General features: G+C 72.2%; 14 protein-coding genes and 2 pseudogenes. 6 read left to right on the top strand and 10 right to left on the bottom strand.

Features of this window, described 5'->3' with window-relative positions:
* Window positions 1-173 precede the first annotated feature (173 nt).
* The 3 genes and pseudogenes from FEF34_RS36085 to FEF34_RS43420 form a co-directional block, all read left to right on the top strand.
* Window positions 174-1,805: an acyl-CoA synthetase gene (locus FEF34_RS36085; RefSeq protein WP_138056917.1), complete on the top strand. Its 1,632-nt coding sequence runs from the start codon at window positions 174-176 to the stop codon at window positions 1,803-1,805.
* 220 nt (window positions 1,806-2,025) lie between these two features.
* Window positions 2,026-3,345 (top strand): pyridoxal phosphate-dependent aminotransferase, encoded by a 1,320-nt coding sequence (locus FEF34_RS36080; RefSeq protein WP_138056916.1) that lies wholly within the window; start codon window positions 2,026-2,028, stop codon window positions 3,343-3,345.
* 52 nt (window positions 3,346-3,397) lie between these two features.
* A pseudogene (locus tag FEF34_RS43420) lies at window positions 3,398-3,535 on the top strand (GNAT family N-acetyltransferase); the annotation flags it as partial.
* A gap of 29 nt (window positions 3,536-3,564) precedes the next feature.
* Here the strand turns inward: FEF34_RS43420 and FEF34_RS36070 are convergent.
* From FEF34_RS36070 to FEF34_RS36040, 7 genes and pseudogenes are all read right to left on the bottom strand, one after another.
* Window positions 3,565-4,479: a LysR family transcriptional regulator gene (locus FEF34_RS36070; RefSeq protein ID WP_138056915.1), complete on the bottom strand. Its 915-nt coding sequence runs from the start codon at window positions 4,477-4,479 to the stop codon at window positions 3,565-3,567.
* Complete coding sequence (locus FEF34_RS36065) at window positions 4,476-5,675, bottom strand: glycine C-acetyltransferase (protein ID WP_138056914.1); 1,200 nt, start codon at window positions 5,673-5,675, stop codon at window positions 4,476-4,478. Before FEF34_RS36065 ends, FEF34_RS36070 begins: the two co-directional genes overlap by 4 nt.
* A gap of 79 nt (window positions 5,676-5,754) precedes the next feature.
* Window positions 5,755-6,783 carry an L-threonine 3-dehydrogenase gene (tdh, locus tag FEF34_RS36060; RefSeq protein WP_138056913.1) on the bottom strand — a complete coding sequence of 343 codons (1,029 nt, stop codon included), beginning with the start codon at window positions 6,781-6,783 and terminating at the stop codon, window positions 5,755-5,757.
* Window positions 6,784-6,934: 151 nt separating this feature from the next.
* Window positions 6,935-7,771, bottom strand: a pseudogene (locus FEF34_RS36055) (alpha/beta fold hydrolase); the annotation flags it as partial.
* A 252-nt stretch (window positions 7,772-8,023) separates the two neighbouring features.
* Window positions 8,024-8,407 carry a hypothetical protein gene (locus FEF34_RS36050; protein WP_138056911.1) on the bottom strand — a complete coding sequence of 128 codons (384 nt, stop codon included), beginning with the start codon at window positions 8,405-8,407 and terminating at the stop codon, window positions 8,024-8,026.
* A 67-nt stretch (window positions 8,408-8,474) separates the two neighbouring features.
* The gene (locus FEF34_RS41655) at window positions 8,475-8,909 is read right to left on the bottom strand and encodes a glycine-rich domain-containing protein (protein WP_171053223.1); all 435 of its coding nucleotides are present in this window, start codon (window positions 8,907-8,909) and stop codon (window positions 8,475-8,477) included.
* A 233-nt stretch (window positions 8,910-9,142) separates the two neighbouring features.
* Window positions 9,143-9,529 carry a DUF6415 family natural product biosynthesis protein gene (locus FEF34_RS36040; protein WP_199800722.1) on the bottom strand — a complete coding sequence of 129 codons (387 nt, stop codon included), beginning with the start codon at window positions 9,527-9,529 and terminating at the stop codon, window positions 9,143-9,145.
* A gap of 180 nt (window positions 9,530-9,709) precedes the next feature.
* On the opposite strand from FEF34_RS36040, the gene FEF34_RS36035 reads away from it, so the two are divergent.
* Complete coding sequence (locus tag FEF34_RS36035; protein ID WP_138056910.1) at window positions 9,710-11,035, top strand: helix-turn-helix domain-containing protein; 1,326 nt, start codon at window positions 9,710-9,712, stop codon at window positions 11,033-11,035.
* Between the two features lies 1 nt (window position 11,036).
* On the opposite strand, the gene cutA is transcribed toward FEF34_RS36035, so the two are convergent.
* Window positions 11,037-11,363, bottom strand: coding sequence for a divalent-cation tolerance protein CutA (gene cutA, locus FEF34_RS36030; protein ID WP_171053222.1), 327 nt, complete (start codon window positions 11,361-11,363; stop codon window positions 11,037-11,039).
* 592 nt (window positions 11,364-11,955) lie between these two features.
* Here cutA and FEF34_RS36025 point away from each other — a divergent pair.
* Together FEF34_RS36025 and FEF34_RS36020 are read left to right on the top strand one after the other, a co-directional pair.
* Window positions 11,956-12,501, top strand: coding sequence for a hypothetical protein (locus tag FEF34_RS36025; RefSeq protein WP_138056909.1), 546 nt, complete (start codon window positions 11,956-11,958; stop codon window positions 12,499-12,501).
* Between the two features lie 165 nt (window positions 12,502-12,666).
* A complete protein-coding gene (locus tag FEF34_RS36020; RefSeq protein WP_138056908.1) occupies window positions 12,667-12,849 on the top strand; it encodes a hypothetical protein in 183 nt (60 codons plus the stop codon).
* 339 nt (window positions 12,850-13,188) lie between these two features.
* Here FEF34_RS36020 and FEF34_RS36015 read toward each other — a convergent pair whose 3' ends face one another.
* Both FEF34_RS36015 and FEF34_RS36010 read right to left on the bottom strand, forming a co-directional pair.
* Entirely contained in the window at window positions 13,189-13,698 is a 510-nt protein-coding gene (locus tag FEF34_RS36015) for a DUF3995 domain-containing protein (protein WP_138056907.1), read from the bottom strand.
* The gene (locus FEF34_RS36010) at window positions 13,695-14,045 is read right to left on the bottom strand and encodes a DUF6191 domain-containing protein (RefSeq protein WP_234043287.1); all 351 of its coding nucleotides are present in this window, start codon (window positions 14,043-14,045) and stop codon (window positions 13,695-13,697) included. Before FEF34_RS36010 ends, FEF34_RS36015 begins: the two co-directional genes overlap by 4 nt.
* Window positions 14,046-14,052: the final 7 nt, after the last annotated feature.

Here is a 14,052-nt window from a genome sequence, read left to right as displayed (position 1 = left end):
GCTACTTTCGCAACACGCCCTAGAACAGGTTGCAGGAGCCCGGGGAGCAGTTCAATAGTTTTCTGACAGTCAGTCAGTTTTCTTCTGCGGTAGCCCTTCCCAGTTGTGGGCGGCGGCGCTCTAATGACCGCTCCGAGGCGGTTGCGCCGTGCGGGCCGGGGTCAGGAGGAACGGTGGAGTACAACCTTGCCGACCTGTTCGAGTCGGTCGTCGACGTGGTGCCGGACCGCGAGGCGCTCCTCTACCTCGACCACCCCGGAACGGGGGCCGAGCGTCGCCTCACCTACGCGCAGCTCGACGCGGCGGCCAACCGGATGGCCCACCACCTCGCCGACGCGGGGCTGAAGCCCGGGGAACACGTCGGCCTGCACCTCTACAACGGCGTCGAGTACCTGCAGACGGTCCTCGGCTGCCTCAAGGCGCGCATCGTCCCCGTCAACGTGAACTACCGCTATGTCGAGGAGGAACTCGTCTACCTCTACCGCGACGCCGATCTCGCGGCTCTCGTCTTCGACGCGGAGTTCACCGGGCGGGTGGCGGCCGCCCTGCCGCGGACGGAGAAGCTGCGGCACCTCGTTCGCGTCGGCGCACCGGCACCGGACGCGCCTGCCCTGGACTGCACCGTGTTCACGGACGCCGAGGCGTCCGGCTCGCCGGGGCGCGGCTTCGGGGCACGCTCGGCGGACGACCAGTTCATCATCTACACGGGCGGCACGACCGGGATGCCCAAGGGTGTGATGTGGCGCCAGGAGGACCTCTTCTTCGCCGGGCTCGGCGGTGGGGCGCCGACCGGTGAGCCGGTGAAGCGGCCGGAGGAACTGGCGGAGCGCGTCGCGGCGGGCGGCGACGGCATCACCTTCTTCCCCACTCCCCCGCTGATGCACGGCACGTCGACGCTCACCTCGTTCATCGGCTTCGGCTTCGGCCAGCGGGTGGTGCTCCACCGCAAGTACGTGCCGGAGGAGGTGCTGCGCACGATCGAGCGGGAGCGGGTGACGTCGGTGTCTCTGGTGGGCGACGCGATGCTGCGACCACTGGTCGACGCGCTGAACGGCCCGTCGCAGGGCACGGACCTCTCGTCGCTGTTCAGCGTGTCGTCCTCCGGCGCGATCATGTCCGAGACGGTGCGGGAGCAGTTCAGGGCGCTGGCACCGCATGTGATGCTCCTGGACAACTTCGGCTCGTCGGAGTCCGGCTTCAACGGGACGGCCACGGAGGACTCGGGTCCGGGGAAGGGGTTACGGCTGCGGGTCAACCACCGTACGCAGGTGGTCGATCCGGTGACGTGCGAGCCGGTCGCGGTGGGCGAACCGGGCCGGATCGCCCAGCGCGGCCATGTGCCGCTCGGCTACTACAACGACCCGGCCAAGACCGCCGAGACCTTCTTCCGCCGGGGCGGCGAGCGCTGGGTGCTGCTCGGCGACATGGCCACGGTGGACGAGGAGGGCGTGGTCACCGTGCTGGGACGGGGCTCCCAGTGCATCAACACCGGTGGGGAGAAGGTCTATCCGGAGGAGGTCGAGCAGGCGCTGAAGGCCCATCCGGACGTCTACGACGCACTGGTGGCCGGGGTTCCCGACGCGAAGTGGGGCAACCACGTGGCCGCGGTCGTACAACTGCGGGAGGGGGCGCCCGCGCTGGACCTGGGGTCCGTCCAGGCGCACTGCCGCAGCAGGCTGGCGGGGTACAAGATCCCGCGACAACTGGTCGTCACCCCGGCCATCCAGCGCTCTCCGAGCGGCAAGGCGGACTACCGCTGGGCACGGGCGGTCGCCGCGGCGGCCGGCGGCACCGGGACGGGGTGAGCCCCTGCCCGGACGCCCCACGGGGCCCGGCGAGGCGAACCGCCCACGGTCAAGGGGCCCGCCGCCCAGGTGGCCGGGCAGGAGCGCTCGCCGGCTGCCGAGGCGGCAGCGCCCGTCCCGCCCGCCCCGGGAACAGCATCTGCCACTCGCGTTGAGCACGGTCGCGCGCCCGTACGTATTCCCCCGGCAGGGAGCAGCGAGCCACCTCCGGAGGACCCCCATGGCCGAAGCCGGCAGCAACGTCACCGAGCTCTTCCGCACGTCCACGGCGCACAGCCCGTCGTACGCCGCACTGAGCCGGGTGACCGGTGACCGGCAGCCGATCACCGACTTCTGCATCCCCTGCAACCCGTACTTCCCGACACCCGAGATGTTCGAGCAACTGGGTGACCGATTGCGGGATATCCTCACCTACTACCCCAGCGGCGCGGACACCATCACCGCGGAGCTGTGCTCCGTGCTGGGGCTCAATCCGCAGACCGTGGCCATGGGCAACGGCTCCACCGAGCTGATCACGTGGATCGACCACCTGCTGGTGCGCGAGTCGCTGGCGGTGCCGGTGCCGACGTTCGGCCGCTGGACGGACCAGCCGATGGAGACGGGCAAGCGCGTGGACATGTTCCCGCTGCCCGAGTCCCACGGTTTCGTGCTCGATCCGGCGACGTTCGTCGACTTCGTGCGCTCGCGCGGCTCCCGTACCGCCGTCATCTGCAATCCGAACAATCCGGACGGCGGTCTGCTCCCGCGGCACGCCGTCCTCGCTCTGCTCGACCAGCTCCAGGACCTGGACCTGGTCGTCGTGGACGAGTCGTTCCTGGAGTTCGCCGACGCCGAGGCGGACGCCAGTGTCGTCGGCGACGCGGTGCTGCGACCCAACACGATCGTGCTGAGGAGCCTGGGAAAGAACTTCGGGCTCCACGGGGTGCGCTTCGGCTATCTCGTCGCCAACCCGGGGCTCGCCGGCCTGGTACGGGCGGCCCTGCCCAAGTGGAACCTCAACTCCTTCGCGGAGACCGTGGTGTTCATGCTGAAGGAGTACCGGCCGGAGTACGCGCACAGTCTCCGGCTGGTGCAGCGCGACCGCCAGGAGATGATCTGGCAGCTGAGCCGGCTGCCCGGGCTCACCGTGTACCCGTCGCAGGGCAACTTCGTGTACGTGCGGCTCCCGGAGGGCGCGGACGGCGCGCTGCTGCGGAACCGGCTGCTGGAGGAGCACGGGGTGCTGGTGCGGGAGTGCGGCAACAAGATCGGCAGCTCCAGCAGGTACCTGCGGCTCGTGGTGCGGCCGCAGCCGGACGTCCAGCGGCTGGTCGCGGGGCTGGAACGGACGCTGTACGGAACGCCCCACACGTCCGGCCCGGCCCCGCTGCCCGGCCAGGATCTGGTACCCGGCCCGGCCCCGCTGCCCGGCCAGGACCTGGTGCCCGCCACGCGGCACCCCGGCCCGATGCCCACGCCCGCCGTCCACCCCTCCCCGGCGCACGCGATGCCGTACGCCTCCGGCACGGCCGCGGTGGACCGGCTGGTGCACGGCGCCTGAACCCGGGGCCGGAGGGCGGTGACGTGCGGGCCTGCCGCCGCGGCACCCCGGTGCCGAACGGGGCCACCGCTTCCTCCAGGTGGACGCGCTGCCGTCGAGTCGGCCGATCCTGGAGCGGCTGGGATTCACCGCACTGGGCACGACGACACCGTTCCTGTACCGGCCGCAGCGGCCCGCCCGGCAGCGGTGACGCCGCCCCGGCGGAAGCCCGGCGGGTGGTCAGCCGGTGGAGAGACCCGCCGCCGCGCGCGCCAGGGCTTCCAGGACCGGGCTGAGCAGCGGATGGCTCTCGGCGCCGCGCCGGACCGCCGCGAAGACGCGCCGGGTGGCGGCCGGGCCGGCGACGGGAAGGACCACGGTGTCCTTCAGCTCCATGCCGCGCAGGGCCGAGCGGGGTACGAGGGCCACTCCGGCGCCCGCGCCGGCCAGGGCCACCACGGCCCGGAAGTCGTCCGACGAGTGCGTGAGGCGCGGCTGGAATCCGGCGAGTTCGCAGGCCAGGAGCATCACGTCATGGCAGGGGTTGCCGGGGTACTGGCCGATCCAGTCGCTGTCCGCGAGGGCTGCGAGCTCCACCCGGCCGCGGTCCGCGAGCGGGTGGCCGCAGTGCAGCACGGCGTCGAAGGGCTCCGCGTAGAGCGGGACCCGCGCGAGGCGGCGGTCGTCGTCGCGCGGAGCACCCCGGTACTCCACGGCCAGGGCGAGGTCGGCCTCCCCGTCCAGAACCATGGGCAGGCTCTCGTCGCCCTCGGCGTCGCGGACGCGCACCCGGATCCCGGGGTGGTCCTGGGCGAGCCGTCCGATGGCCGGGGCGAGGACCTCGGCGATCCCGGTGGCGAAGGAGGCGACGGTGACCTCGCCGGCCGCGCCGCCCGCGTACGCCGCGAGCTCCGCCTCCGCCCGTTCCAGCTGGGAGAGCACGGCGTGGGCGTGGCCGAGCAGGATCTCGCCGGCCGCCGTCAGCGTGACGCCCCGGCCGCTGCGGATGAGCAGGGTGTGGCCGGTCTCCTGCTCCAGCGCGGCGAGCTGCTGGGAGACGGCCGACGGGGTCAGATACAGCGCCGCGGCCGCGGCGGTCACCGTACGGTGGTCCGCCACGGCGCGCAGAATGCGTAGCCTGCGAGGGTCGATCACCCCGCCATTGTCGCCCGGGCGTCGACGAACGCCCCCACCGCCCGCTCCACGTCCTCGGTCGAGTGCGCGGCGGAGAGCTGCACCCGGATACGGGCCTGGCCCATGGGGACCACCGGGTACGAGAAGCCGATCACGTAGACGCCGCGCTCCAGCAGCAGCTCGGCCATGCGCCCGGCCTCGGCCGCGTCACCGATCATGACGGGGGCGATCGCGTGGTCGCCGGGCAGGATCTCGAAGCCCTCCTCGGTCATCCGGCGGCGGAAGAGCGCGGTGTTGGCGGCGAGCTTCCCGCGCAGGTCGCCGGCGGACTCCAGCAGGTCCAGGACCTTGAGTGACGCGGCGGCGATGACCGGGGCGAGGGAGTTGGAGAACAGGTACGGGCGGGAGCGCTGGCGCAGCAGTTCGACGATCTCGGCGCGGGCCGCCACGTAACCGCCGGAGGCACCGCCGAGGGCCTTGCCGAGGGTACCGGTGATGATGTCGACGCGGTCCATCACCCCGTGCAGCTCGGGAGTGCCGCGGCCGCCGGGGCCGACGAAGCCGACGGCGTGCGAGTCGTCGACCATGACCATCGCGTCGTACCGGTCGGCCAGGTCGCAGATCTCGTTCAGCGGCGCCACGTAGCCGTCCATGGAGAACACGCCGTCGGTGACGATCAGCTTGCGGCGGGCGCCGCCGTCGGCCGCCTCCTTGAGGCGGGCCTCCAGCTCGGCCATGTCGCGGTTGGCGTAGCGGAAGCGGGCGGCCTTCGACAGGCGGATCCCGTCGATGATGCTGGCGTGGTTGAGGGCGTCGGAGATGACGGCGTCCTCCGGGCCCAGGAGGGTCTCGAAGACACCGCCGTTCGCGTCGAAGCAGGAGGAGTAGAGGATCGTGTCCTCCTGGCCGAGGAACACGGACAGGCGCCGCTCGAGCTCCTTGTGGACCTCCTGGGTGCCGCAGATGAAGCGGACGGAGGCCATGCCGTAGCCCCAGCGGTCGAGGGCCTCCTTACCGGCGGCGACGATCTCGGGGTGGTCGGCGAGTCCGAGGTAGTTGTTGGCGCAGAAGTTCAGCACCTCGCCGGGGGCACCACCGGCGGTGACGGCCACCGAGGCCGACTGGGGGGTGCCGATGACCCGCTCGGGCTTGTGGAGGCCGGCGGCGCGGATCTCGTCGAGGGTGGCGCGGAGGTCGTCGCGCACGGAGGCGTACATGCGGGTGCTCCCTTGGGATGTGGCTGCGGGCGAGTGGCGGAGGACGCCGTGCGGCCCGGCGCGGGCGCCGGGCCGGGGATCAGGCGGTCCAGTCGAGGATGATCTTGCCGCTGCGGGCGGTGGCGGCCTCGTCGAAGGCGGCCTCGAAGTCCTGGTAGCCGTAACTGCCGGTGATCACGGGACTGAGGTCGAGCCCGCCCTCCAGCAGGACCGTCATCGCGTACCACGTCTCGAACATCTCACGGCCGTAGATGCCCTTGATCGTGATCATCGAGGTGACGATCCTCGACCAGTCGACGGCGAAGTCCTGCGCGGGCAGGCCCAGCATCGCGATCCGGCCGCCGTGCGTCATGTTGTCGATCATGTCGCGGACGGCCTCGGGACGGCCTGACATCTCCAGGCCGATGTCGAAGCCCTCCTTCAGGCCCAGCGAGCGCTGCGCCTCGGCGATGCCGGTCTCGGCGACGTTGACCGCCAGCGTGGCGCCCACCTTGCGGGCCAGTTCGAGGCGGGGCTCGCTGACATCGGTGATCACGACGTTGCGGGCGCCGGCGTGGCGGGCGACGGCCGCCGCCATGACGCCGATCGGGCCCGCGCCGGTGATGAGGACGTCCTCGCCGACGAGCGGGAACGACAGCGCGGTGTGCACCGCGTTGCCGAACGGGTCGAAGATCGCGGCGACGTCGAGGTCGACATGGGTGCGGTGGACCCAGACGTTCGAAGCAGGCAGGGAGACGTACTCGGCGAACGCACCGTCGCGGCCGACGCCGAGCCCGACCGTGCTGCGGCACAGGTGGCGGCGGCCGGCGAGGCAGTTGCGGCACTTCCCGCAGACCAGATGGCCCTCACCGCTGACCAGGTCGCCGACGGCCACGTCCTCGACGTCCGTGCCGACGGCGGCGACCTCGCCGACGAACTCGTGGCCGGCCACGAGCGGCGTGGAGATCGTCTGCTGCGCCCAGCCGTCCCAGGAGCGGATGTGGAGGTCGGTTCCGCAGATGCCGGTGCGCAGGACCTTGATCAGCACATCGCCGGGACCGTACTCGGGCTCGGGGACGTCCATGAGCCACAGCCCGGGCTCGGCGTGCTGCTTGACGAGTGCCTTCATGGGTGCGGCTCCAGGCGTGGCGACGGGTTGACCAGGCGTGACGACCCGGCCGGCGGTGACGCGCACCAATCTGCCCAGCCTCGGGCGTTCAGTCCATCGAGATCTTCTTAAGCGGGCCGACAGCAGAACTTCACGGCGGGCGTCCGTCCGCCTCCAGGAAGGCCGCGACGGTACGGCGGAAGGCGCCGGCGTCGTCGAGCCACGGATAGTGGCCGGCGCCGGACTGCACGGCCGCCGTGCCGTGCGGGAACACCGCGGCGATCTCGCGTGCCCGGGCGGGTGTGGGACCGCCGTCGTACTCGCCGGCGAGCACGAGGACGGGCGCCTCCAGTGCGGCCAGCGCCTGCCGCGTGGCGCCCGGGTCGAACGCGCCTTCGGCGTAGTAGCAGCCGCGCGCGTGCGGGTTCGTCTGGTGCGCGTCGTCCGCGGCGTGCTCCCGGGCGGCGGCGTCCCAGCGGCCGTACATGAAGGGCACGATGTCCGGCCAGAGGTCGTCGAGCTCGGCCCCGCCGAGGAACGCCTCCCAGGCGGAGCGGCCGGCCTCGAACCACGGCTCGCCCCGGCGCAGCGCGACCGCGCCGCGCCAGTCCTCCGCGGTGGCCTCGATGCCGAGGGCGCGCGTGCCGGGGGTGACGAGGGTCAGGGAGCGCACCCGTCCGGGGTGCGCCGCCGCGTACAGCAGGGCGAGGCTGCCACCCGCCGAGTGGGCGAGGACGTCGGCACGGTCGAGTCCGAGGTGCTCGCGGAGCGCCTCGACGTCGTCGACGAGCCGGTCGCAGCGGTACGTCGCGTCGTCGCGGGGAACCGCGGAGTCGCCTGTGCCGCGCAGATCGAGGCGTACGAGCCCGCGGTGGGCCGTCAGGCCGCCGAGGTCGCCGAGGTACGCCGAGGCGCGCATCGGGCCGCCGGGCAGGCAGACCAGCGGCTCGCCCCGGCCCTCGGCGTGGTAGGCGAGCGCCGTGCCGTCGTAGGCGCTGAAGGTCGGCATACGGTGATCCTCTCCGGGCGGCGGCGATCCCGCCAACGGATCGGGCCGCCCACGGTGCGCCGCGCGGCCGCGGACCCGACCGGGCCTCACCGGCGTCTTGACGCCCGGCCCGGGTGACTGGGTTACTGATCCCGGACAGCTCGACCGAATGATCGGTCGCCCGGTTTGCGAGTGACACGGGACCGCGCAGCCGTGAGCCCCGGCCAGCCTCCGCTTGCGGACGGGGGAAGGCAAGCCGGGGCAGCCACTGGTTCAGCCGATCTTCATCCGGCCGGTGAGCAGGGTTTCGTGGTTGGCGAACAGGGCGTCGAGTTGGAAGGGGCTGTCGAGTTCGGCGGTCCACTTCGTGTCGGGGAGGTCCTGGTGGTCGTGGGCGCGGACGATGCGGGCTCGGGTGGCCTGGGTGAGGATCCAGCGCGCCTGTTCCTGTCGTTGCGATGCACGGCTCCACATGCTGCGAGCCAGGGCCCACAGGTCCCGCCCCTCGGCGGTGTCGGGTGTGGTGACGGCGACGACGGCGATGTCGCCGAGGCCGCGGGTGTCGCCGGACTGGGTGGTGTACGCGACGGTCAGCCCTTCGAGGGGGAAGAGCGTGACGCGGGATCTGGCCGTGGTGGGGGCGTGCTGCGTCGGCACCGGTCTTTCCGTTCTGTGTCGAGCGGGCGGGCCGCCGGTCCTGCGCGACCCGCCCCGGTCGGATGGGTCAGCAGCAGGGGCCGTCGCCGCAGCACGTCGGCGCGTTGCAGTCGCCGGCCGTGCCCCACAGGCGGTCGTCGACGAAGAAGCCGGCCTCCCGGATCCGGCCGACGACGTCGACCATCAGGCCCTGGGTGCGGAGCTTGCTGTTGGGCGCGTGGTGGAGGTAGTAACCGAAGCTCTCGTGGCACCACTGGGCGTACTCGGCGCTGTGCAGCATGAAGGTGTGCCAGCCCGGGTCGACCGTCTCGGACGGGGCCATGGCGGCGCCGGACTTGGTCGTGCCCATGACGTACAGCAGGGCGAGGGCCTCGTCCTGGACCTGCTCGGCGACGACGCGTTCCAGGCCGTACTCCGTGGCGCAGAAGTCGACGAGCCGGTCGAACAGCTCGGGCTCGACGAGATCACGGCCTCGGCGCAGTTCCACAGCTACAGCGGTCATGCGATCCTCCTGAGGTGCGCTCGGCGCGGGGCCTACCCCCGTGCCGTCGTGCAGCCGGGCCCGCGGGCCCGGCCCGCCTCGGCCGGTCTCTGGCTGGGTACTCGGCCGGGGCGGTAGCTCGCTGCCGACTCAGCCAGTAGCGCGCGTGGCCACCGGCGTCTTCCGGATCACGGGCGGGGCGGGCGTCCAGGGGGTGCGACCCTTAACCCGATTCGGTCGCCATGGGTGTGGGGTCACGACGCCGCGGCCGCCGGCGGCTGCAAGTTCTCGTAGTGGTCGCACAGCGAGAAGACACTGAGCGCCAGCTTCTGCGCCCGGCGGTACTCCGCGTCGGGGCCGAAGCCGGGCGTGGTGTGCAGTCGGCGCCACGCCTCGTCGACACCGACCTGCGCGACCTTGGCGGGCTGGTCACCGGCGGGCTTCGCGGCGATGAGGGTGCGGATCTCCGGGACCAGGAGCTGAACCAAGCCGCGCATCGCGGCAGTGAGGTCCTCGAGTTCAGGGCCCGGTTCACCCATGGCCATGATCTGGCGGGCGGTCTCCCGCATGGTGGCGAGATCCAGTGGCCTGGTATCCCGGTTTCCCACGGGGGTCTGGTCCAGGACGATACGTTGATTCATGTCGACGCTCCTCGCAGCGTTGGCCATGCCCCGGGACCGGTCGCGCGGTTACCGGGGTCTGATGCTCAACCCTGCTGGAGCGTAGAGAGGGTTGCTTCCCTCTCACCGGTATACCCATCATGGGTAGGCTCGTTGACACACCGTGAGACACACTCGCTCGAGCAGGTACACGGGGCCACGATGAACGACTTCACACCGCCCACCGCGCTTCCCTCCCAGGTGCTTCACTGCGCTGAGATGCAAGCCGCCCTCACCAGCCACGACTTCGGCGCCGTCTTCCGGCTGGCCCGGGACATGGCCGGCATCAGCTACTCGAAGATCGCTGCAGAGTGCGGCGTCAAGCCGGAGCGCGTGGGCACCCTCGCCCGCGGCCGCGGCCGCATCACGACCTTCGACAAGGTCGTGGCCATCTCCGACGCGTTACGCATTCCGGGGCACATGCTCGGACTCGCGGACCGCCCGTGGGAGATGAGCGAGCGCGCTTCCCCCGGACCACCTGCACGCACGACCGCCACGCAGAGAGACAAAACAGTGCGACGCAGAGAGTTCCTTCACAGCGCCACGGGTGCCGGCCTCGCCGTCGGCATGACCGACCTGACCAAACCCGCAGCGGGCAAGCGCATCGGCGCGGACTTCCCCGAGCTGCTCCGCCTCCGCACCGCGCGGCTCCGCCGCCTCGACACGGTGCTCGGTGGCGGCGACACCTACCGCATGTACCCCGGTGAGTACCAGGCCACCAAGGCTCTGCTGCGCGACGCCACGTACTCGGAGCCGACCGGCCGGGCCCTGCTGTCGGTGCTGGCCGAGCAGGCGCAGCAGGCAGGATGGGCAGCGTTCGACGGCGGTCGCGAAGCCGACGCCGCGGCGCTCTACAAGGAGAGTCACACCGCCGCGACCGACGCCGGCGACAAGGACCTAGCCGGGAACGCGCTCGCGTTCCTCGCGTATCAGACGGTGAACGGCGACCGGAAAGCCGGAGTCGAGATCGCCACCCGCTCGTGCACGACGCTCGGGCCAGACGCCCCGGCGGGCGTCCGCGCGCTGCTCCATGAGCGGCGCGCTTGGGCGTGCGCCGTGGCCGGCCTCGCCACCGACACGGAGCACGCACTCGCTGAGGCGGGGCGCGCGCTCGCCGAAGGGCAGGACGCTCCCCAGCCTGACTGGGTTTCGTGGGTGGATCACACCGAGCTGCAGATCATGACCGGCCAGTGCTGGGCCGAACTGGGCCGGCCGCTGCGGGCAGTGCCCGTGCTCGAGGAAGCACTGGACGAGTACGACGACAGCCAGGCGCGGGACAAGGCTCTGTATCTGTCGTGGCTCGCGGACGCGTATCTGACGGCGGGCGAGGTCGAGCAGGCGGCACAGGTGACGAGCCGCGCGCTGGACCTCACCAACGGTGTCGCCTCGGTCCGGCCCCGCCGCCGCCTGGACCCGCTCCTCAAGCGCCTAGTCCAGCACCGGGGCGTCGCCGAGGTCGACGACGCCCTGGCCAAGGCGGCGTTCTGAACTACGCCTCGGGCTGGGTGTTCTCGGACACCCAGCGCAGGCACGCCTCCGCGCCCGCGATGATCGGCACGGCCGCGATCTCCGGGTTGTCCCAGGGGTGGTGCTTGATGAGGTGCGCCTCGAGGTCGGGGTACCGCTCGGCACGGGTCTTCAGCAACAACTGCCACTCTTCCCCCGTGCCGAACTCTCCGAGGTGCCAGAACACCGACGTCACCGGGCCGATGATCTGCGCGCCCGCAGCCAGCCGCTCCTTCACCACGGACTGCGCTAGCTGGACTGCCTGTTCCTTGGACGGTGTCGCCGTGGACACCTGCACGTAGTCAGCCATGCGCCCGACCATACCGACGGCGCCCGGGCACAGGCATAGCGAAAACCCCTCCCGCCGCGAGCAGGGAGGGGCTCTGTGGTCCAGGCGTATTGGCGGCGCTGCGGGTCGAGTGCCACGGACAGCAGCCGCGTCGCTCCGGTGCCGGTGAGGGGGCGCCGTCCCGTCGGCACTCGACAACGTCCGGGCCGCCGGACTTGGGCTGTCGGCTGTACCCGGCCGGGCAGCGGGTGCCGTCGTTGCCGGCGGCCCTGCGGACCGGCTGGTCCCTGCGGCGCCCGGCTCACCCTGCGGTCCCGGTGGTCCAACCGGACCGGTCGCGCCGTCCCGGCCGTCGGCCCCGGGCGCACCGTCTACTCCGGGCGAGCCGGCCGGTCCGTCGGCGCCGCCCCTCCCGTCAATGCCGGGGCGCGGCCGACTGCCGCCCGCGCCTCGCCACGCGCCATGGCACCGCGCGCGCCGCGTCCCGCCGTCCTCGCCGGTCCACCCGAACGCCCGCCACGCTTTGCGGTGCAGCCGCGCCGGACGGACCATCACTGCGGAAGCCTCCTGCCACAGGCCACCCGGGCCTGTCCGTCCCGCGGAGGGATGCACCGTGGACCCATCGTCATTGGCCGGTATCGAGTCGGTCGTCAAGGGCGGCAGAGCCGTGATGGCGGCCGACGACACCGCTGTCGTGGACGCGGTGAAGGAGACCGTGCGCAGCGGCCGTACGGCGACCTTCTATCTGACCCGGCCCCAGTTCGACGCCGTGAACGCCTGGTACTGGACCCCCAACCGGATGAAGCAGCTCGGTCTGGAGCCGGTGTCCGACGAGGAGATGGCCCGGATCACGGCGGAACTCGGGGCCGAGGCGTGCGGATCCGCCTATTCCAACCGGATCAAGTGCCCTTCGGGCCACGTCTACGGGGCGTTCGAGTTCGTCAGGCAGGGCATCGAGGAACACGGCCTCGAGGCCACCCGCGCGGTGTTCGCGCTCAAGGACACCGCCGTGATCCGCGCCAACCCGCACCAGCAGGTGCAGTGCGTCGAGTGCCGCCGGCGGCTCGCCACCCCGCACTACTACGTCTACTGGGGCTACGGCTGCTGCGTGGATCTGGACGACACCTCGACCGCGGCGTTCGCAGCCCGGCACCGCTGACCCGGTGCCCGCGCCGCCGCCGACCCCGGCGCGCAGGGCGGGCCGGTTCGGCGGACGGTCGGACCGGCGGTTCCACGGGCCGGTTTCGGCACCGTGCCGGGGACCGGCTAAGCTCGGCAGCCGCCTCCGGAACCGGGGGTGGAACTTGTCTGGGGAGAGGGCTGGTTGGCTGTGTGGCAAGAGGCGCCGATCTACGACCGGCTCGTCACCGAACGCGGTGATGTGCCCGCTCAGGTGCGCCGGGAGGCCGAACAGACCCTGCGCGGCCTGGAGCAGGTGCTCCGGTCGGGTGTGGCTCCGGCCGGTAGGCCCCCGCAGCAGGCTCAGCCGTTCCCGCCCGGCAGTTAGGCCCGCGCCGCGGGGTGGCGGGCCGCACCGCCCGACGAGCCGGCCCGGACCGGGCCGAAGCGCCGGGTTCACGGCCGCACGGCGGGAACACGGCGAACACGGCCGCGTCCCGTGGTGTCACGGCGATCGCTGCAGAACTCCTGTTCGTGGGGCGGCCATCGCGCGACTCCGCGGAGTGGAGCGGCTCGTCGGGAAAGGTGACACACCGTCCGCGCGTGCCGCTGGGCGGCCTCGTCCCGGCTCCGTGAGGCGCGGGGCCCGAACACTCGCCCCGCGGCCGGCGTCGGCCGAATCGACCTCGCCGGTGCCGACGGCGGCCCGGGTCCGGTCCGGCTTCGCTCAGCGTCCGGACGCGGGGGTCGGCTCGGCTTCGGCATGCCTGCGGGACCGAAGGGCGGCGAGGCCGAAGGCCAGCCCTCCGGCGACGAACCAGGGGTTCCAGAGGGCGAGCGTCCAGGCCCGCTGCCCCGCGCTCACGGAGGCGTCCAGATGTGTGGTGCCGGTCAGCAGCAGCACCTCGACACCGATGCCGCGGGCCAGCAGCAGGGCACTGACGCCCCACCCCAGCCACCTTGCCAGCAGGGCGGGAACGCCCCGGAGCCCGGAACGGGCGAGCAGCCATGCCAGCAGGGCGCCGAGGAGACAGAGCACACCCACACCCCACAGAGCGGCTACGACGAACCACAGCGGGCGCTCGGTGGCCAGCGGACCGGCGGAGACGCCCAACCCCACACCCCCGCCGACGGCCCAGTAGAAGTGCAGCCCGGCGAACGCGACCGACCACCAGCAGGCGATGCGCCCCCACAGCGCGGACGGTTCCGCGCCCGTTCCCTCCGGTTCGCGTTTCACCGCCTGCCCTCACGGGCATCGCGCCTGTCAGCGCGCGAGCCGTCCGCCTTCCGTGGCAGCACGATGTACGCGGTGCCCTCGGTCAGGTCGATGCGGGAGCGGGGCGGCGCGCCGTCGCTCTCGTCGTCCCGCCGCAGCAGCTCCACCCGCCGCTGCTCCAGCTCCACCGTCTTGTTTCCGTTCACGACCGCCGTGAACTCGTCGAAGGCCGCGCTCGACAACGACCGCCCCGTGCGCCTGCGCAGCCACGGGATCACGCCCAGCCCCGTGAGCCATCTCCATCCACTCTCCACCAGGGCGAACAGGACCAGTAGGCACGCGAACGCCGGGAACGACGCCGCCCACATCGCCACC

This window comes from Streptomyces marianii, assembly GCF_005795905.1.
GTDB lineage: Bacteria > Actinomycetota > Actinomycetes > Streptomycetales > Streptomycetaceae > Streptomyces > Streptomyces marianii.
The sequence above is the reverse complement of the archived record's forward strand: the minus strand, read 5'-3'. Positions and strand labels throughout refer to the sequence as shown.

Bases quoted from the DNA above. Each gene is read 5' to 3' on its own strand.
- FEF34_RS36080 (WP_138056916.1), top strand. From the start codon at position 2,026: ATGGCCGAAGCCGGCAGCAACGTCACCGAGCTCTTCCGCACGTCCACG.
- FEF34_RS36065 (WP_138056914.1), bottom strand. From the start codon at position 5,675: ATGTACGCCTCCGTGCGCGACGACCTCCGCGCCACCCTCGACGAGATC.
- tdh (WP_138056913.1), bottom strand. From the start codon at position 6,783: ATGAAGGCACTCGTCAAGCAGCACGCCGAGCCCGGGCTGTGGCTCATG.
- FEF34_RS41655 (WP_171053223.1), bottom strand. From the start codon at position 8,909: ATGACCGCTGTAGCTGTGGAACTGCGCCGAGGCCGTGATCTCGTCGAG.
- FEF34_RS36040 (WP_199800722.1), bottom strand. From the start codon at position 9,529: ATGAATCAACGTATCGTCCTGGACCAGACCCCCGTGGGAAACCGGGAT.
- FEF34_RS36035 (WP_138056910.1), top strand. From the start codon at position 9,710: ATGAACGACTTCACACCGCCCACCGCGCTTCCCTCCCAGGTGCTTCAC.
- cutA (WP_171053222.1), bottom strand. From the start codon at position 11,363: ATGGCTGACTACGTGCAGGTGTCCACGGCGACACCGTCCAAGGAACAG.
- FEF34_RS36010 (WP_234043287.1), bottom strand. From the start codon at position 14,045: ATGTGGGCGGCGTCGTTCCCGGCGTTCGCGTGCCTACTGGTCCTGTTC.